This is a genomic window from Glaciibacter kafniensis (genome assembly GCF_039538945.1).
GTDB lineage: Bacteria > Actinomycetota > Actinomycetes > Actinomycetales > Microbacteriaceae > Cryobacterium > Cryobacterium kafniensis.
In genome coordinates this window covers 177012-195701 of record NZ_BAABCN010000010.1, presented here as the reverse complement: position 1 = coordinate 195701, position 18690 = coordinate 177012, and the positions used below count along the sequence as shown (strand labels likewise).

Annotated in this window: 16 protein-coding genes; 4 read left to right on the top strand and 12 right to left on the bottom strand. The window is 64.9% G+C overall.

Annotation, left to right across the window (positions count from 1 at the left end):
• Nucleotides 1-80: 80 nt before the first annotated feature.
• Genes ABD791_RS15280 through ABD791_RS15270 form a run of 3 tightly spaced genes read right to left on the bottom strand, consistent with a single transcriptional unit; the run spans nucleotide 81 to nucleotide 3675 of the window.
• Entirely contained in the window at nucleotides 81-1103 is a 1023-nt protein-coding gene (locus tag ABD791_RS15280) for an ABC transporter permease (RefSeq protein ID WP_345068278.1), read from the bottom strand.
• A complete protein-coding gene (locus ABD791_RS15275; protein ID WP_345068276.1) occupies nucleotides 1100-2092 on the bottom strand; it encodes an ABC transporter permease in 993 nt (330 codons plus the stop codon). The genes ABD791_RS15280 and ABD791_RS15275 overlap by 4 nt, the downstream gene beginning before the upstream one ends.
• On the bottom strand, nucleotides 2089-3675 hold the full coding sequence (locus ABD791_RS15270; protein ID WP_345068274.1) for a sugar ABC transporter ATP-binding protein: 1587 nt from the start codon (nucleotides 3673-3675) through the stop codon (nucleotides 2089-2091). Before ABD791_RS15270 ends, ABD791_RS15275 begins: the two co-directional genes overlap by 4 nt.
• Nucleotides 3676-4027: 352 nt before the next feature.
• Between ABD791_RS15270 and ABD791_RS15265 the strand changes: the two genes are divergently transcribed.
• The 3 genes from ABD791_RS15265 to ABD791_RS15255 are packed head-to-tail and all read left to right on the top strand — an operon-like array spanning nucleotide 4028 to nucleotide 7543.
• Nucleotides 4028-5584 (top strand): class I adenylate-forming enzyme family protein, encoded by a 1557-nt coding sequence (locus tag ABD791_RS15265; RefSeq protein ID WP_345068273.1) that lies wholly within the window; start codon nucleotides 4028-4030, stop codon nucleotides 5582-5584.
• Nucleotides 5585-5600: 16 nt separating this feature from the next.
• Nucleotides 5601-6485, top strand: a complete 885-nt coding sequence (locus tag ABD791_RS15260; RefSeq protein WP_345068271.1) for a dioxygenase family protein — start codon at nucleotides 5601-5603, stop codon at nucleotides 6483-6485.
• Nucleotides 6482-7543 carry a maleylacetate reductase gene (locus tag ABD791_RS15255; protein ID WP_345068269.1) on the top strand — a complete coding sequence of 354 codons (1062 nt, stop codon included), beginning with the start codon at nucleotides 6482-6484 and terminating at the stop codon, nucleotides 7541-7543. Before ABD791_RS15260 ends, ABD791_RS15255 begins: the two co-directional genes overlap by 4 nt.
• 292 nt (nucleotides 7544-7835) lie before the next feature.
• Here ABD791_RS15255 and ABD791_RS15250 read toward each other — a convergent pair whose 3' ends face one another.
• From ABD791_RS15250 to ABD791_RS15230, 5 genes are all read right to left on the bottom strand, one after another.
• The gene (locus ABD791_RS15250) at nucleotides 7836-9623 is read right to left on the bottom strand and encodes an HNH endonuclease signature motif containing protein (RefSeq protein WP_345068267.1); all 1788 of its coding nucleotides are present in this window, start codon (nucleotides 9621-9623) and stop codon (nucleotides 7836-7838) included.
• Between the two features lie 186 nt (nucleotides 9624-9809).
• Entirely contained in the window at nucleotides 9810-10673 is an 864-nt protein-coding gene (locus ABD791_RS15245; protein WP_345068265.1) for an SDR family oxidoreductase, read from the bottom strand.
• 57 nt (nucleotides 10674-10730) lie between these two features.
• The gene (locus tag ABD791_RS15240; RefSeq protein ID WP_345068264.1) at nucleotides 10731-11255 is read right to left on the bottom strand and encodes a flavin reductase family protein; all 525 of its coding nucleotides are present in this window, start codon (nucleotides 11253-11255) and stop codon (nucleotides 10731-10733) included.
• On the bottom strand, nucleotides 11245-11997 hold the full coding sequence (locus ABD791_RS15235) for an SDR family NAD(P)-dependent oxidoreductase (RefSeq protein WP_345068262.1): 753 nt from the start codon (nucleotides 11995-11997) through the stop codon (nucleotides 11245-11247). Before ABD791_RS15235 ends, ABD791_RS15240 begins: the two co-directional genes overlap by 11 nt.
• Before the next feature lie 8 nt (nucleotides 11998-12005).
• Nucleotides 12006-13244, bottom strand: coding sequence for an acyl-CoA dehydrogenase family protein (locus tag ABD791_RS15230; RefSeq protein ID WP_345068261.1), 1239 nt, complete (start codon nucleotides 13242-13244; stop codon nucleotides 12006-12008).
• A 294-nt stretch (nucleotides 13245-13538) separates the two neighbouring features.
• On the opposite strand from ABD791_RS15230, the gene ABD791_RS15225 reads away from it, so the two are divergent.
• Nucleotides 13539-14660 carry a zinc-binding dehydrogenase gene (locus ABD791_RS15225; RefSeq protein WP_345068259.1) on the top strand — a complete coding sequence of 374 codons (1122 nt, stop codon included), beginning with the start codon at nucleotides 13539-13541 and terminating at the stop codon, nucleotides 14658-14660.
• 74 nt (nucleotides 14661-14734) lie between these two features.
• Here ABD791_RS15225 and ABD791_RS15220 read toward each other — a convergent pair whose 3' ends face one another.
• The 4 genes from ABD791_RS15220 to ABD791_RS15205 form a co-directional block, all read right to left on the bottom strand.
• Nucleotides 14735-15598, bottom strand: a complete 864-nt coding sequence (locus ABD791_RS15220) for a fumarylacetoacetate hydrolase family protein (RefSeq protein ID WP_345068257.1) — start codon at nucleotides 15596-15598, stop codon at nucleotides 14735-14737.
• Nucleotides 15595-16827 carry an FAD-dependent monooxygenase gene (locus tag ABD791_RS15215; protein ID WP_345068255.1) on the bottom strand — a complete coding sequence of 411 codons (1233 nt, stop codon included), beginning with the start codon at nucleotides 16825-16827 and terminating at the stop codon, nucleotides 15595-15597. Before ABD791_RS15215 ends, ABD791_RS15220 begins: the two co-directional genes overlap by 4 nt.
• A gap of 7 nt (nucleotides 16828-16834) precedes the next feature.
• The gene (locus ABD791_RS15210; RefSeq protein ID WP_345068253.1) at nucleotides 16835-17890 is read right to left on the bottom strand and encodes a cupin domain-containing protein; all 1056 of its coding nucleotides are present in this window, start codon (nucleotides 17888-17890) and stop codon (nucleotides 16835-16837) included.
• Nucleotides 17891-18041: 151 nt separating this feature from the next.
• Entirely contained in the window at nucleotides 18042-18551 is a 510-nt protein-coding gene (locus ABD791_RS15205; RefSeq protein WP_345068252.1) for an HtaA domain-containing protein, read from the bottom strand.
• Between the last annotated feature and the right edge of the window lie 139 nt (nucleotides 18552-18690).

Here is an 18690-nt window from a genome sequence, read left to right as displayed (position 1 = left end):
CTTTGCGTCATTGCAGGTGGTCAGATACAGGTATTGCGTTGATCCGCGGCGGGGAATGCCGCGGACGGTGAGGAGCGAGATCAGATTCGATCCCGCAGGCGGCGCTCGCGACCGTAGACGACCACGGAGATGAGGATGACGGCGCCGAAGAGAATCTGTTGGTCGGCGCTCGAGAATCCCAGGCCGATGAGCACCGTGTTCAAGGCGGTGATGAGCAGGGCGCCGGTGATCGTCCGGTTGTAGTCGCCCTTGCCGCCCATCATCGTTCCGCCCACGACAACCGCCGCGAGGCTCTGGAACATATAGGTATTGCCCTGGGTGAGGTCTGCGCTCCCGGAGTAACCGGCGAGCAGGGTTCCAACCACGGCAGATCCGACGGCGCTGATCATGAAGACAATGACCCAGATCCTGCGGCTCTTGACGAGCGAGAGGTCAGCGGCACGACGGTTGGTGCCCACTGCGGACAGGCGGCGACCGCTGGCCGTCCAGGTGAACAGCACGAACATGATGATCGCGACGACGATCCAGAGCATCACGACGGGCGGAATCGGCAGGCCGAATGTGGTCGAGACCGGGGACATGAACGAGCCGAGCCAGCTGGGAGCCGTCCCCGTGAAGTAGCCGCCCTTGAGCACGTAGACCACGCCGAGGGCAAAGGCACCGGCGCCCAAGCTGATGATGAGCGGATTCAGGTCGAAACGGTGGCTGACATAGCCGATTCCGGCACCGAGGAGCGCTGCCCCGATGATGACACCGATGAAGACCACGCCAAAGTCGATGCCGTACTTTCCGGGCAGCTGACTCACGGCCAGTCCGGCAGCGCCGATCACGCTCGCAATAGAGAGGTCGATCCCGCCGATGATGATGACGAGTGTCTGGCCGAGAGCGGCCAGACCTGTCAGCGCCGCCATCACCAGCATGAGACGGATGCCATTGGGGTTGAGCAGACCGGGCAGCAGGTTGGCCCCGATGAGCAGAATCACGGCGATGGCAACGAGCTGCAACGCCGGGTATTCCTTCTGTACTGCGACGAAGCCGCGCCAGAGCCGAGCCGCCGGCGAGGTGCTCTCGGGGATGACCACGATGTTTGAGGTGGTCGTCATGATGCTCTCTTTCCTGCAACGCTGAGCTTTTTGCTGAAGATGATGGCTCCGACGAGAAGCAGACCGTAGACGACCTGCAGCCAGGCCTGCTCGAATCCGGCCTCAGTCAGTGCGCCCTGCAGGAGGTAGATGATCGCTGCTCCGAATATGGGACCGGCCATTCCGCCGCGTCCTCCCTCGACGGCCACGCCGCCGAGGGCCATGGCGACGAGGCCCGGCACCAGGTAGGCGGCCGCGGTGGACGCGTCCACCGTGCCGGACAGGGTCACCAGCGTGATGCCGCCGATGCCCGCAACGAGACCGCCGAGCGAGTAGGCGATGACGCGCACGAGTCCGACGTTCACGCCGCTGGCGAAGGCAGCGATGTCGTTGCTGCCGACCCAGAGCAGTGTGCGAGTGAACGGCGTGAGACGCAGGGCCGACCAGATGATGACCGGGATCGCGATGAGCACCAAACCGGCGGGGATGCCGAACAGTCCGTTCACCGCGAGGTCGCGCATCCAGCCTGTAGTGATCACTGTCGCCTGCGGAGCAACTTTCAGGCAGACCCCGATGATGATGAAGTTCATGCAGAGCGTGCCGATGATGGGTGAAATGCGCAGGCGTGTGACGATGAGCCCGTTGACCAGACCGACCAGCACACCCGTGACCAGCACGATGGGGATGGCGATGAGACCGCCGAGACCATTCGGCGCCAACCAGACGACGTAGACGGCGCTCGTGAGCGTCATGACGGGGGAAATCGACAGGTCGATGCCGCCGCCACCGGACATCGGCGCAAAGCTGCTCGCCATGGCGACGATCGCAAACGGCGCGAAAATCAGCAGCTGCTGGCCCCAGTTGAAGTTCGGCTGAAGCCAAAGGTTGATTGCGAGCAACACGATTGAGATGACGAGGGCCGGCACGAAGTAGTACTTCGCGATCCAGCTTCGGAGCGAGAATGTCCCGGCGCCGGAGCTGCGGGGAACGGTCAGGGATGCGGTAGTCATGCCGCGTTACCTTCTTCCTGTCCGAAATAGGCGGCGACGAGTTTCTCTCTCGTCAGCTCGTTGTGTGCGATTTCGGCGAACAGCGATTGTTCACGGAAAACGAGAACCCGGTCCATCAGGTCGAGATGCTCGTCAATCTCTGACGACAGCATGACAATGCTCATGCCTTCATCGGCCAGTTTGGAAACCACCTTGTAGAGGTCGCGTTTGGCGTTGATGTCGATGCCCCGTGTGGGGTCGTTGAGCAGCAAGACGCGAGGTCCGGCGGCGAGCCAGCGGGCCAGGATGACCTTCTGCTGGTTTCCACCGCTCAGAGTGGTGATGGCGTCGGACGAGTGCCCGTACTTGATGGACAGCGCCTCTCGCCAATGCGCCAGCCGCGCATCGATTCGCTTGGCCGTGACGAAGCCGGCCCGGCCATCTTTCTCGAGGGTGGGCAGCGCGAAATTGTCGCGGATCGGCATCCAGCCGAAGATGGCATCGGCACGCCGATCGCGGGGCAGGTACGCGACTCGGTTGCGAGCGGCGATCCGATTCGAGTCGATGTCGACCAGGCGTTCCTCGTCGTGGCGAGTGACCGAACCGGCCTGTGCACGACGGATGCCGGCCAGCGCCATCAGGAACTCCTCCTGGCCGTGACCGTCCAGGCCCGCCAGCCCGATGACCTCTCCACGCCGAACGGTCACGTCGAATGGCCGGCTGTCTGAGGTGAGACGCAGCGCACGGGCCTGGATCGACAGCGGGGCAGCTGCGCTGTTCCCCTTCGTTCGACGTGCGCGTGAGTCTTCGGCGGATTGTCCGATCGCGCTCATCGCCTGCACGAGGTCGTGCGGTTGCCAGGCTCCACGTTCAAAGGAGGCGACCGTCTCACCGGAGCGCAGAACCGTCACACGATCACCGATGATTTCGACTTCATCCATCCGGTGGCTGATGAAGAGCGTGCTGACGCCTTCAGCGCTCAGCCGGCCAATGATGGTGAGCAGGCGGTCGCGGGTGGCGACATCGAGAGCAGAGGTGGCTTCGTCCAGGATGAGCAGATGCGGCTCTGAGACGAGGGCGCGGGCGATGACGCAGGCTTGCCGTTCGCTCAGCGACAAATTGAGCATCGGTGTGCCGAGATCAGGGACATAGCCGAGGAGTTGCTGCAGCACCTCGGTGGCGCGCTCGCGCTTCGCTCGTGCCGACACTCGGTTGCGAAACAGGCCGTCAACTCCGACCCAGACGTTTTCAAGCACCGACCGTGTATCGGCAGTGAGAACTTCCTGAAAGACAGTGATGATCCCGGCCGCGCGGGCCGCCTGCGGGCTCGAGAACCCGGTGGTGCACGTGCCGCGAACGGTGATGGTGCCGCGGTCGGGGCTCTGCACACCGCTGAGAAGTTTCACTAGTGTGCTCTTGCCCGAGCCGTTCTCGCCCATCAGCACGTGTACCTCGCCGGGGAGAATTTCGAAGGACGCATTCCGCACTGCCTTGACCGGCCCGAATCGCTTGGCCAGGTTAGTAATGCTGATGCCGGCGCCCGAAGGCTCGACTACTCCTCGAGCGAGGCTGTCGACCGAAGTCGCCTGTGCATCTGGCGCCATTACCATGTCTCAATCTGTGGGGTTTATCGCAAGTCAACGTCGGGCTGTCCAACGGTCAGGTCCACCCGAATGGGTGTCGAACCGTTGTGCTGTTTGGCCCAAGCTAAGCGACTGCCCCGCCGCAACAGAAAGACATAGTCGCCGCTGTTTTATCCAGCGGATCATATGGATGCGCCCACAACACCACAATGTGGCCTGGCGGCGCGGGCGGCGCGAGTGGGTCCGACACCCGTTTATGCGAAGCAACGAATGAGTTGAGCCCGAGTTCGTCTTTGCCCAGGCACTCAGCGGCTTCTAGGTTGGACACCGACGCCGCGATCGGCGTCGCCAATTGGTCTCACGAAGGAGTGACATGGACTGCGGGCAGATCGTGGGAAAATTCGCCCGGTACCGGCCGGATAGCGCCGCAGTAATCTTCGGAGGAACGACGCTCACCTCCCGTGAGCTACTGGAACGGTCGTTCCGGCTGGCGAACGGCCTGGCTGCCCTCGGCATTCGCCGCGGCGACACTGTGGCCACCCTGGGAGTCAACGCTCTGCGGTCAGTCGAAGAGATCACTGGCCTCGCGATCGGTGGCTACATCCGTGTTCCGCTCCACCAGGGCAATGACGCTGAATCCCACCGCTACATGCTGGAGAACAGCCGGGCCAGGGTGCTGATCACCGATGCCACTGGCCTGGCCGAATGCGGTGACGCCCTGATCAGTCTCGAACATCTCGAGGCGATCATCGTCGACGATGTTGACGCCCACCTGCGCTACGCCGATGTGATTGCTGCGGCGGATCCCAGCGACCCCGGATTGGCGTTCACTCAGGATGACATCCTGCAGATCGGCTACACGGGCGGGACAACGGGCCGGCCGAAGGGCGCCGTCCAGACGCACGGTAGCTGGCTGGACGTGACCACCGACAATATGACGCTCCTTCCCCCGTCGGCGGGCGCCGGAGATCTCTTCGTCGTGGGCGGCCCGGTCGCTGGCGGCGCCAGTACGTACCTCTACTCTTGCTTCGCCAAAGGGATCGGCATCGTCGTGGCGCCCGACCGAAAGGCGTCCACTGCTGCACGCCTGATTCAGGAGCACCGGGCCAGCATCCTGATGGCCCTTCCACCCCTCGTGCAGGGTCTCGTCGATGACACCGGAATCGACGGCTTCAATCTCTCCAGCCTCCGTAGCATCATTTCGGCGGGCGCTCCCCTGAGTTCCCGCGTCATCCGCAGTGTGACCGAGCGATTCGGCCCTGTGCTTACCTTCGTCTACGGCCAGAGCGAATGCGTGCCGATTGCGGCATTGACCCCCGACCTCATTGCGGCTGGAATCGCCGCTGAGCCCGAGCTGCTGCAGAGTGTCGGCCGCCCCACCGTCCGCTCCGCGATCCGCATTGTGGGACCCGATGGAAACGAGCTCCCGGCCGGCGAGACCGGCGAGATCACGGCGGATGCCGCCGGCACGATGCACTCCTACTGGGACGACCCACAGGGCACGGCTGCCAAGCTCACCGCTGACGGTTTTGTGCGCACCGGCGACCTCGGTCACACGAGCGAAGACGGCGTGCTCTTTCTCTCTGACCGCGTCGAGGACATCATCCGGTACGGGGACACGACGGTCACTCCCTCATTCTTGGAAGACGCGTTCTCCGACCATCCGGCCGTTCATGAGGTCGTCGTCATCGGAGTGCCAGACAAAAAACTCGGGCAGTTGCCGCATGCGGTGCTCTCCGTCACACCGGGAAGCGGAATCCGGGAGGACGATATCCGGGTCTGGTGGGCCGGCCGCACCTCGGCGCAGGACGTACCGGTCTCGGTTCAGCTCAGCCCGACCCCGCTTCCTCGCACGCCAGCCGGCAAGCTCTCGCGCCGCCTCATCCGTGAGCAGTTTCTGCCCGCCCCGCGACCACCCCGCACTCAGTGAATAGAAAGGACCGGTCATGACCTCCGACCTCAGCGGCGACGACCTGACTGCTGCCGTATTGGACAGCTTTGCCCCTTCGACCGAGCCGCGCCTGCGCGAGATCCTCCAGGTTGTCACATCACATCTGCATGCCGCAGTGAAAGAACTTCGACTGACCCAGAAGGAGCTCGACGCCGCGCTCCAGTTTCTGACCGCTGTCGGCCAGAAGTGCGACGAGACCCGTCAGGAGTTCATTCTGCTCTCCGATGTGCTCGGCATTTCGATGCTGGTCGAGACGCTCAATGACAGCGACGACGCCCACGCCACAGAGGCGACGGTGCTCGGACCCTTCCACATGACAGAGTCTCCACGGCGCGCGCTCGGCGACGCCATCAATCTCCTGCCAGGCGGTGAGCCCGCCTACATCACCGGTCGCGTCACCGACTCCGACGACAATCCCATCGCCAACGCAGTGATCGATGTCTGGCAGTGCAACGAAGAGGGCTTTTACGATGTGCAGCAGCCCGACGTGCAGCCGGCCGGCAATGGGCGCGGAATCTTCCGAACGGATGCCGACGGCCAGTTCCGTTTCCGCAGCATCGTTCCCAGCCACTACCCGATCCCCAATGACGGTCCGGTGGGCGTTCTGCTCGATCTGACCGGCCGTCATCCCTACCGCCCCGCCCACGTGCACTTCATTGCGCAGGCCGACGGCTATCGCGAGCTGACGACCCATATGTTCGTCGCCGACAGCCCGTACATCGACTCTGACACGGTCTTCGCGGTGCGCGAGAGTCTGATCGTGCCCTTCCACCCGGTGACCGATGCCGACCAGGCCGCATCGGTCGGGCTTTCATCGCCCTACCACCACGCGATCGTCAACATTGTGCTCGCGACCGACGAGGAAGAGGCCGCTGCGTGAGCGACCCGCTCGCGTTCAGCTATGCAGCCCAACCGATGGACGTCACATTCGGGGCCGGCTCCATCTCCGGCCTTCGTGCCGAGGTCGAGGCGCTCGGACTCACCCGGGTCATCGTGCTTTCCACTCCAGGGCAGGCCGGCCTGGCGGGCGAGATCGCCGCTCAGCTCGGACCGCTGGTCGGCGCGATTTTCACCAAGGCCACGATGCACGTGCCGATCGAGATCGTCGATGAGGCCGCATCCGTCGTCGCAAAGGTCGGAGCAGACGGATGCGTCGCGGTCGGCGGCGGCTCGACGATCGGTTTAGGTAAGGCGCTGTCACTGCGCCACCGCATCCCGACCGTCGCTGTGCCGACGACGTACGCCGGCTCCGAGATGACTCCAGTCTGGGGCATCACCGAGAACGGGGTGAAGACCACCGGTCGTGACCGCGTCGTGCTCCCCGTCAAGGTCATCTACGATCCGGAGCTCAGCCTCGCACTCCCGCTCGGCATTTCAGCCACAAGCGGAATGAACGCCATCGCGCATGCCGTCGAAGCGCTGTGGGCGCCGGATCGATCGCCCCTGATCAGTCTGATGGCTGAGGAAGGCGTGCGGGCTATCGCAACGGCGCTTCCCCAGCTCAAGCACGGGGCCGACCTCGCCGGACGCTCCAATCTGCTCTACGGCGCGTGGTTGTGCGGCTCCTGTCTCGGCGCGACCACCATGTCGTTGCATCACAAGCTGTGCCACATTCTGGGCGGCACCTTCAATCTGCCGCACGCCGATACCCACACGATTGTGCTGCCCTACGTGCTCGAATACAACGCGCCGGCGGCACCACAGGCCGTCGCCGCCCTGCAGCGAGCGCTCGGCACCGACGATCCTGTCGCCGGTCTGATCACGTTGCGCCAGGACTGGGATGTCCCGTCCTCGCTGAAACAGCTCGGCCTCACACAGAACGATCTGGAGACCGCCGTTGACGCGGCCATTGCGAGCCCGTACGCGAACCCACGGGAGGTCACCGCAGAGGGGCTACGCACGCTGCTCGCCCGTGCCTGGAGCGGCGCACTCGGCTAGAAAGCGAGCCCGACCGCACGAGGAATCAGATCGTTTTGTCGCTGATTCGCTGGCGGTCGGGAGTCTGGGCTTGAGTTGCCCGCTACCGACGACCGAGTTCGGTTGCGAGGCAGTTTCGATGGTCGGCGGTTCCAACGGCATCGCTCGCTCGGTGGTCGAGCGTGTCGAGATCGGGTGGGCCGATCTACACCCCGGTGGTCGAGCGTGTCGAGACCCGGTGAGCCAGTCGTAGACCGGTGGTTGCGTCTGAGGGTCGACCGGCGGAGGTCTGACGGGCTCGACCAACGGAGGTTCAGCCGGTGAGTTTCGTCGGTTGCTCCGTCGGGTGTTGCGGCGGGAACCGTTCGAGCATCAGCGGACTCTTGCTCGGCATCGGGATCGGCGCCTGGTCGGCGTCGATGGGGACGGGTGGGAGGAGCCAGTAGTTGGCGCCGGTGCGGAACACATGCCAGTGGTTGTCGTGGAGTAGCAGGTGGTGGGCTTTGCAGAGCAGGATGCCGTCGGCCATATCGGTTTTGCCCTGTTCGGCTTTCCAATGTTCGATGTGGTGTGCTTCACACCAGGACGCGGGCCGGTCGCAGCCGGGCCAACGGCAGCCGCCGTCGCGGGCAGCGAGACCGGTGCGTTGCCGTTGGGTGAAGAGGCGTTGGTCGCGTCCGACGTTGATGCATTGGCCGTCGTCGTCGAACTCGATGCCGGTGTACCCGGAACAGAGCAGCCGTTTCACGGTGTCCATCGAGACCGGGTCGGGGTGTCCCTCGATCTGGCCGTGCCCGGGCGGGGCCAGGCAGGTCGGGGCCGGTCCGGTCGGCGACGCTCCGGTCGACCCGGTTTGTGACGATCCGGCCAGTGACGCTCCGGTCGGCGATGCTCCGGTCGGCGAGGCTCCGGTCGGCGAGGCTCCGGTCGGCCCGGCTCCGGTCGGCCCGGTTTGTGACGATCCGACCAGTGACACTTGGGTCGGTGTCGATCCGGTCGGTGGCATTGCGGTCGGCGCAGGTCCGGCCGCTGTCGGACGAGTCAGCGCCTGACCGACCGGTGTCTGACCCGCCAAGTCCTGACCGGCCGGGTTCTGACCGGACAGGTTCTGAAAGGCCGGATCCGGGACGGTGTGCGCGAGGTCGTGTTCGGTGACGAGGATGCGCACGGCCGGGCGGCGGCCGAAGAACACCGTGTTCGGGTCCGCCTCCGCGCCCAGCTGCAAGAGGGCGAGGATCGCGTCGGCGGCGATCTGCGCGGTCGTGCGTTCGTCATCGCGGAGGGCGTCGGCGCGGGCCTGCGTCGCCGCATCCACGAACCGGGGGCCGCCGCGTCGCGGCGAGGTGGCGCCGTCGACGATCAACTCGACGAGGCGGCCGTCCTCCGGCGGCAGCAACGCCGACACCCGGTACATCCCATCGTCCTGACGCCAGATCCGGAAGCTGCGGGCGTCGCGCTGGGTCTTCTCCCGCCGGGCGATGCCGTCCGCGTCGAGCTGATCGCGCAGCCGGCGGGCCCGGCGGAGCAACTGGTCCGCGTTCAAGGTGGCGGCCTCTTCGAGCAGGAACTGTGCGGCGGCGGCGAGCTTCTCGGCCGGAACGCCCGGGTCGATGTCACCGAGACCCTTGCGGATCGCCTCCGCCGCATCGATCGACAGGGTGCCGGCCCGCACCGCCCCGGCGACGACGGCCAGCCAGGGGGCGGCGAGCTCCGGCAGCTCGGTGAGCGGCGCATCGGGGTCGGCTTGGCGACGTTCTGCGGCGGCTTCGGCAGCCTCGGTGTCGGTCATCAGGGTGCCGACCGCGACGAGTTTCGCGGCCTCCGCCCGGGTGCCCCCGGTCTCCGACTGGATCAACGCTTCCGGGGTGAGGAACCCGTTGCGTTGGGCAAGCCCGGAGAAACCCAGCTCCCGCGAGGAGCGCCGGGCGATCTCCCCGGCCACCCAGGCCGCATGCGTGTCGTAGTTCCGGCGAATCCGTGCGAGCTGCTTCTGAGACTCGAGCAAGTCCAGCTCGTTAAGCGCTGCGTAGCCGGCGGCGCCGTCACCGATGTCGGCGGACGCGTCAGCGGCCTGCCGGAGCTGATCGGTGAGATTCTGCATACTTCAAGACTAGAAAAAGGGGAAGATGCAACCGCGGGATTCCCAACATCCGTGAGTAACTCGTCGGGTGCCCCTCTGTGGAGGGTTAGGTCGATATCTGCACCCGTACCTGGTCAGACTGCGGCGCACGCCACGCACAAAAACCCCCGGCCTCGAAGGAGTCCGGGGGGTTTCTCTGTCTGACGGCTAGTCGCGAAGAGCCGCTGCGACAGCGTCGGCCAGCGACGTCGTCGGACGGCCGATCAGAGCCGAGAGGTCGCGGGAATCGGTGTCGAGGTCGCCGCCGGCAATACCGGTGTCGGTCGCCGCCGCAAAGTCGGCCCAGCCTTCCGGCACTCCGTTGGCAATCTGCAGGTCACGAAGCGCGTCAGCGGTGAGGTTCTCATACGCCACCGGCGTGCCGCTCACCTCGCTCACCACGCGGGCCAGTTCGGCGAGCGTGTGCGGCTCGTCGCCACCGAGTTCATACACGGTGCCCGACGCTGCGTCGGCGGCGAGCACCACGGCGGCGGCGGCCTCGGCGTAGTCGGCGCGCGTCGCCGACGCGATACGGCCGTCGCCTGCAGCGCCGTGCAGGGTTCCGGCAGCCAAGATCGGGGCGAGCCCGCCCGTGTAGTTCTCCGTGTACCAGCCGTTCCGGAGCTCTACATACGGAATGCCCGCCGACTCGAGGTCGGCTGAGGTCGCCCGGTGTTCAACCGCCAGGCCGAGCGTTGACGCATCGGCGTTCAACAGGCTGGTGTACGCGATGAAGCTCACTCCGGCTGCCTTCGCCGCCAGGATCACGTTCAGGTGCTGTGCCGCACGCTGGCCGATCTCACTGCCTGAAACGAGCACGAGGCGGTTGACCCCCGACAGGGCGCTGGTCAGTGTCGACGGATCGGAGTAGTCCGCGTGGCGGATCTCGACTCCCCGCGCCGCCAGGTCGGCGGCCTTCTCGGTGGTGCGGGCGAGTCCGACGATCAACGCCGGGTCGGTCCCGCGTTCGATGAGCTTCTCGATGACGAGGCGGCCGAGCTGGCCGCTTGCGCCGGTAACAGCGATCACCATGGGTGATGGTCCTTTCTGGGGGTGGGGAGGTGCTGCGTTCGTGGAGTTCTGTGTGGGTCAGGAATCCTTGAGCTGGGTGAACCGGCTGTGGTGAAACACCAGCGGCCTGACCTTCATGTCAGTCTCGACGTCGTGCAATCGGAGCACGACGAGCACGTGGTCGCCCACCTCCGACTCGCTCTCGACGCTGCATTCGAGCATCGCCGCCGCGCCGTCGAGAAAGACCGCACCATTCTGGCGGGTGCGCCATTCAATCCCGGCGAAGCGGTCAACACCTTTGACCGACATCTGGCGTCCGAGTATTGAATGCTCCGCTCCGAGCACGCTGACTCCGATGCGATCGACGGTGCGCAGCTTGTCCCAGGTCGACGAGCCGGTCGCGATATAGACCGAGACGAGCGGCGGGTCGATCGAGACGGAGGTGAAGGAGCTGGCCACCATCCCGTGCGGCGCCGGCGCTCCATCGGAGTCTGTGGTCAGCGCGCAGAGCGACACCACACCGCTCGGAAAGCAGGAGAAGACGTTGCGCAGCACGGTACTCGTGAGCGCAGCCTCTCGCTCGAGCACCATCTCAGCCGACACGAACGGTTCCGCCATCCACGTGCAGCACCTGGGCCGTCATCATTTCCGCCTCATCGGAAACGAGGAAGACCATGGCCCCGACGAGGTGCTCTGGCAGCATCTTCTTCTTCACGCTCTGGGTCTGGGCAACATTCTCGAAGATGTCCTCCCCGACGAAGCTGAGCAGGCCGTCCGTGCGCACCATGCTCGGCGCGATCGCGTTGACGGTGATGCCGAAGTCGGCCAGCTCGGTGGCCAGGGCGCGGGTCAGACCCACGACCGCCGCTTTCGAGGTGCCGTAGTGCGAACCGTTCGGAACAGCCACCCAGGCGGATGCCGAACTCAGGTTGACGATGCGGCCCCAGCCGGTCTCCGTCATCTTCGGGGCAAACGCGCGGGTCACCAGGAACATCGAGTCGATGTTGATCGACTGCATCCGACGCCACTGGGCGAAGGTCATCTCCAGAAACGGAACCGGCGGGTCGGGGTGGATACCGGCGTTGTTGATCAGAATCTGCACGGGGCCGAACGCGGCCTCCACCTCGCGGGCGGCACGCTCCACCTCCTCCGGAGATGAGATATCGGCCTGAACGCCGAGGGCACGGCCGCCGGCCGCTTCAATCGCGGCGACGGCTTCGGAGGAATCACCGAGGTCGATGATCGCGACGTTCGCGCCGTCGAGGCCGAGACGCTCGGCGTAGGCGCGACCGATGCCGCGGGCGCCGCCCGTGACGACGGCGGTCTTATTGGTGTGGTTGGACATCCGGGCTCCTAGTAAATCGAGGTGGCTTCGCCGAGGTTCACGGCGCCGATGCGCTGTGCCAGCTGGCCGTACTGAGCGACATTGTGGGTGCGGTACATCTGGATGTCGCGCATGTAGCGCTGCATCCGCTGCCCCTTCTTTGCGGCGCTGGCACCGGCCGAACGGTAGAGCAGCTCAACGGCCTCGCTGGCCATATCGGCAGCATGAACGAGCTGGCCGAAGCCCTCAATGTCCATCGCGCGGGTGTACGGCTGGCGTCCTTCGACCGCGTCGGTGCAACGCTGTGCGTAGACGTCGTTGACCGCGAGCACGATGGTTTCGGCGGAGTCGGTCATCATCTTGGCCGTGCCGAAGTCGCGCTGGTGCTGCGGGTCTTGGGAACGCAGCATCCGTGGTGGCAGCAACGTGGTGCGAGAGCGGATGATCTCCTCGTACTCGTCGAGGGCGGCGCGGGCCGAGCCGACCATGACGGCTGCGAGTTCGGTCATCAGGAAGGTCTGCGGAACGCCCAGGTAGAGGGGGTTGCCGTGCAGTTCGACGCCAGGGGAGGTCGAGAGTTCAGGCGACTGCAACCAGTCGCCGGAGACGACGTTGCCTTCCGGAACGAACTGGCTCTCGACGAGCACGCTGTTGGAACCGCTGGAGCGCATTCCGAGGATGGCGTCGCCGCCCCAGTCGTTGACCCGGGTGAACTGCGCTTCGGGGACGAGGGCGTGCACGAAGGTGGGGTGGGCTGCGTCGCCGCCCTCCAACATGACGTGCACGGTGGCGTGGGTCGAGTAGGGGCTGCCGGACTGGTACGGCGAGCGGGCGTTGATGATGTAGCCGCCGTCAACCTTCTTGGCCGTGCCCGACGGGGGCATCGACTGTGACGCGCGAAAGTAGCCACGGGGGCTGCTGTAGGCCTCTTCCTGTGCTTCGGCGGGCCACCAGGCGGCCGTCGACATCGCGTGTCCGTGACCGAGGCTGTAGCACCAGCCGCTTCCCGGGTCGCCGTGGGCAACCTCGATGACAACCTGCGCGAAGGTGCGGGTGCTCATCTCGAGGCCGCCGAAACGTTTGGGAGTGAGCAAGTGGTAGGCACCGGCGGCGAGGAGCTCCTCGTGAATGGCTTCGGTGTAACCGCCCAGTTCTTCGGCTTCGTCCTGCTGTGCCCGCAGGCGGTCGCGCATATCGCGAACTGCAGCGATCAGGTCCTCTGCTGTGGTGGCCCGGTCGGGGGCGATCACGCTGGTTAGGGTGCTCATCTGGGTCATGCTCCTTTACATGTTCAGTCACTGGCCCATTCGCGTCCTCGCGAGTCTGGGCCACGCGCAGTTTCAGCGATCGAAGCTGGCGTATTCGAAATACTAGACGCTACCGTATCGTTTGGGAAGAGTGCGGGAATCAAATTCTTTGTAAAAATCTCAGGCCCTCAGTGGAAGCATGACAAATCATTCGATTGATTCCGCCATAATCAATACACACACGTAGTGTATTTGTGAGTTCATCCCGATCTTCGACGGGCACTGAATCGCTGCACAGAATCAAGGAGGATTACCGTGAAAGCCGCCGTATGGACCGAACTGGGCAACCCCAACATTGAGATCCGCGAGGTCGAGGCGCTGCCCCTTCGTCCGCACGAAATTGTCGTGCGCGTCGAAGCGGCGAATGTCTCGGTCTCCGACTACTTTCCGCTGACCAACCACCCGAAGACGGTCGGCCAGCCCGTTCCCCAGATTCTGGGGCACTGCGGCGCCGGCGTCGTCATCGAGATCGGGTCCAGGGTCGAGCGTCTCGCGGTCGGCGACAAGGTCGTCGTGACGAGCACGCCCGAGTGTGGCGAGTGTCACTTCTGCGTCAACAACAGCCCCGAGTTCTGCGCCGAGATGGCGTGGATGGGGCCCAACACCTACACGGGCGCCGATGGCGTCGAGATGGCAGGCAACGCCTACGTCGGAGCCTTCGCCGAGCACATGATCGTGCCCGACATCCAGGCGACAAAGGTCGAGACCGACCTGCCATTCGATCAGCTGGCCATGGTGGCCTTGCCCATCGCCACGGGCGTCGGCGCGGCGCTTCGGATCGCCCCCATCACCCCGGGCGCTGACGTCGTCGTGCTCGGTGCCGGATCGGTCGGCATCTCCTACATTCAGGCGGCAAAGATGGTCGGTGCCGGCACGATCGTGGCCGTCGACCCGCTGCCGCACCGCCGCGCGCTGGCCCTCAAATTCGGCGCGACGCACGTCGTCGACCCCGGTGCCGGCGACCCAATCGCCGCGGTTCAGGAGATCACCGGCAATAAGGGAGGCATGCTCGCCGGCGCGGGGGGCGACTTTGTCTTCGAAGCGGCTGCGGATGCGCGGGCCATCGAGCAGGCCTGGGACATGTGCCGCTCGGGCGGTCACGTCGTGCTGTGCAGCGTCACCGACCAGATGATGACGGCGAAGGTTACCTTCACTGCGCTTCCATTCGCGGTGCAGGGTAAGACGGTGCATGCCTGCCAGGGCGGCGGCATCAGCCAGCGCCGCGACATCCCGTGGATCGTGAAGATGATTGAGCGCGGCCAGCTCGACGTCGCCGGGATGATCGACGGTCACTACTCGCTCGCGCAGATCAACGACGCCATGACCGACATGATGGCCCGCACCGTGCTCGCCCCGATTCTGATGCCGCAGAGCTAGGTTCACCGCACGCAGAGAAGTCCCCGCCTGATGATTCAGGCGGGGACTTCTCTGTGCGAGTGCCCTTGTTCGAGTTAGCGGTGCAGCGCCGTGCGCGGCCCTGGTCGATCGGCGTGCGGGATCGCCCGACGGTCACTGACATCAACCCTCAGCGTCCCAACCGTGTCGATGGTGACTGTGACGACATCGCCGTTCACGATCGGGCCGACCCCTGCCGGAGTTCCGGTGGCGATCACGTCACCGGGTTCCAGAGTTGTCACCGAGCTGGCGTAGGCGATGAGCTCTGGAATGCCGTAGATCAGCTTCGAGGTGCTGCTCGACTGCTTCTGCACGCCATTGACGTCGAGGCGCAGCATCAGATCCCCGGCGTTCCCGACCTCGTCAGCGGTCACGACCGTCGGCCCCAGCGGGGTGAAGGTATCAAACGACTTGCGCGTGGAGCGGTCCTCACTCGACCGGATCGTGATGTCCATCAGGCAGGTGTACCCGAAGACGTGATTCCAGGCGTCGTCAAGCGCGATGTCCCGCCCACCCGTGCCGATCACGACAGCCAGCTCACCCTCATAGTGGGTGGGCACATCCGTGTAAGGAATTTCGACGGTGCCCCCGTTGCCGATCACCGAGCTGCCGGCTTTCAGAAAGAAGCCCCAGTCGAGAATGGTGGCGGTGTCAGGCATCTCGTCGACGTGGTCGTAGTAGTTCGCCGGAGCGCCGATGATCTTGCCGGGGCGCGGGAGCGGGGCATCCCAGACCACGTCGTCGATGCTCAGCGCCGACGCCGAGGCCACAACCTCGTTGGGAATCTCGGTGATGCCGCGACGCACCAGGGCGTCAAGGCGGCCTGCCGGCCCCGGCTCCCCGGCAAACGCCGAGATGTCGAGCACGGAAGCGCCGCGCACGAGCCCGAGACGCCCGCCGTCGAACAGCCCGAGCCTCACGCCGTCACCAGCACTGGCTCGATTGCACGGTATTCGTCGCGGTGCGGCGGGATGAACGGAAGCGGTACATCGTCACTCGTCGTGTAGATCCAGTCAATGAAGCGTCGGTCGTCGGGTGCAACCGAGCGCAGAAGCAGGTCGCGCGCACGCGCCTCGTCTCCGCCCACGTGGCTGAGCTCGCCCCAGAACCGGGAGCCGCGCTGCACCGCACTGGTGCGGTCGAAGCGACGCCGTTCAAATTCAACGAATGCGCCCGACACGTCGTCACCGAACTCGGTGATCACGCGAGCCAGCTCGACGGCATCCTCCATGGCTTGCCCAGCGCCCTGGGCGAGGTACTGGTGAGTCGGATGCGCGGCGTCGCCCATCAGGACAACGCGCCCCTTCGACCAGCCAGCCTCCGGCTCCCGGTCGAACTGTGTCCAGCGGTTGGTGGTGTCGATCTGCTCCAGCAAGCGCTGCACGAGCGGATTCGCCCCGGCAAACGTCTCACGCAGCTCCTCGACGCTGCCCCACTCTGGGCCACCGGGCACGTCACGCTCGCTCTTGAACGACACGACGACGTTGACCTCTGACCCGCCGCGAATCGGGTAGTGCATGACATGGTGGTTCGGACCGGCCTGCAGAGTGACGGCATTCTCGATCTCGTCGGTGCGCTTGATCGTGCCGCGGTAGATGACGTACTTCGACGCGAGCGGAGCCGAGGCGCCGATGACATATTCACGGATGCGGGAGCGAATTCCGTCTGCGCCGATGACGGCAGTGGAGGTGTAGCTCGTTCCATCGGCCGCGCGAACGGTGACGGTGTCACCGTTGTCGACAATGTCGACGATGCCCTTGCCCGGTTCGATCGTGACGAGGCCCGTCGCTTCGGCCGCCTTGATGAGGCCCGTCAACAGATCGCCGCGGTGCATGACCGCGTAGGGAGCCTCGTACAGCGCGCGGAAGTCGTCGCCGAAGTCGAATGAGACGACCTCGTCGCCCGTGCTGATCTCGCGCATGACGGCTCGATCGGGCAGCACGGCGCGTTCGGTGAGGTAGTCGTTCACCCCGAGATCGCGCAGGATGCGCATCGCGTTCGGGCCGACCTGGAGTCCGGCACCGACCTCGGCGATGACGGGTGCACGCTCGAGCACGCGTACGCGGTGGCCGGCCTTGGCGAGGGCGAGGGCCGTGCTGGCCCCGCCGATGCCGCAGCCGACGACGATGATTTCTGTGTTCTGCGACACGACGAACCTAGCTCGCCTTCACGGGAGCGTCGGGGGCAACCTGCTCGCGCAGCAGACCGAATGGCTCATAGATCGGCCGGTCGCTCATCGAGAAGAGGATGGCGTCGGAACCTTCGTTGGCGTGGTGTTCGTACCAGTGCCAGGACGGCACGACGAAGAAGTCGTTCTCTTCCCAGTCGTAGCGTTCGCCATTGATGATGCTGTAGCCGCTGCCTTCGAGCACGCAGAACACCTTGCTCGGGGTGTGGCGGTAGGCCTTCGACTTCTGCCCCTCCGGAACCACGGTCAAAAAGCAGGTGATGGTCGGGATGACCGGTCCGCCGGTGATCGGGTTGACGTATTCCATCGACGAGCCGGTCGACGGCTGCCCCTCTGAGGCGTGGAAGTTCAGCAACGACGCCTTCGAGGTCTTATAGGGGTACTTGTTCAACGGGGAGTACGACTTCGTCCACTCGCGCTCGGCCGGAATCATTCCCGCTCCGTAGCGAGCGACGCTGGCGTCTTCACCCTGGTTGAGAGCCTGAAGCTCGCCGTTCTCATATTCCTCGGCGAACTGAGCGTGCTGGCCGCGCACGAACGGCACATCGAGGCCATCGAGCCAAATCATCGGAACGGTGCCCTCGTGACGGTGGTCATGCCAGGCGTACGGCGGCGTGAGCACGAGGTCGCCGCGCTCCATGAAAACGGGCTCACCATCGACGGTCGTGTGGCCGGATCCCTCGAGCAGCAGTCGGATGGCGCTCGGCGAGTGGCGGTGCGCGGGTGCGGTCTCGCCCGGCAGCACCAGCTGGTAGCCGGCAACCAGGTTGTGGCTGGTGCCGAAAATGCGCTTGGGGTTTGACGCGTTGAGCGCCCGACGGTCGGTCTCGTCACCGAGGTCGACGACGTCGATCGCCTCACGCAGCAACGGAAAAACGTCTGTGGCGTGCCACACATATGGCACCTCATCGAGAGTGGGTTCCGCGGCCAGCGTGCCGGGGATGGTCCACAAGGCAGCAACGTGTGCGGCCTTGAGTCGCTCGTAGTAGTCGGCGTTTTTCTCGGCCGAGTTATTCGAAGTCATCACATCAATCTCCATTGATCAGCGCACGGATGGTCCGTACACGGTCTAGTTTCAAATCAGACTAAGCGAACGCATTTAGTATGTCAACGGATAATCCGCACGCGTACTAAATTGCGGGATGGCGAACGGGCCCGAGGGACCCACGACCGAGCTATGCGGGAATGCGGACAGTGAGCGGGGCGAACGGCTCGTTGCCGCGATAGACGTTGTTGAAGAGGGGCTCGCCGACGCTCGTCAAAAATGTCGGGATGTCTCGCCACATCAAAACATCCCCGTCGATGAGAGGGGCGGCCGCGGCGACGGCGCAGAATTCGACGCGTTCTCCTGCACCCGTGACGGCGGAGATGAGCGCAGTCCCCTCACGAAACGAGATCCACGGGTCGGTGAGGCTCAGGTTGAGCATGCCGAAGTGGCCGGAGAACTCCACGCCGCCGCGAAACTTCACGACACCGGTCAGAGTCTCGCTGTCGAAGTCATAGTGCTCGAGTGTGAAATAGTACTCACCGTTCGGAGTCACGCTGGAGCCGGGCAGGATGCGCACGGCCCCGTCGTTCATCCCGGCGATGTATTTCACGAAGCTGGCCTTGATTCGCCAGGCCATTCCAACGTCGTCGCGGATGGTCTCACTGGTCTCGACTGCGCGCGTGGTGTTCATGGCCATCCGGCAAAACTAGTAGGTCAACAAACATTCCGCCAACGTAACAAATGTCGAGAAAGTCATATCAACGGCCACCAATTCGTCTGAATTCGGGCCGGGATACCCCTTTCGCCAGTTAGTCCGTCAACGGAATACTTTCTCG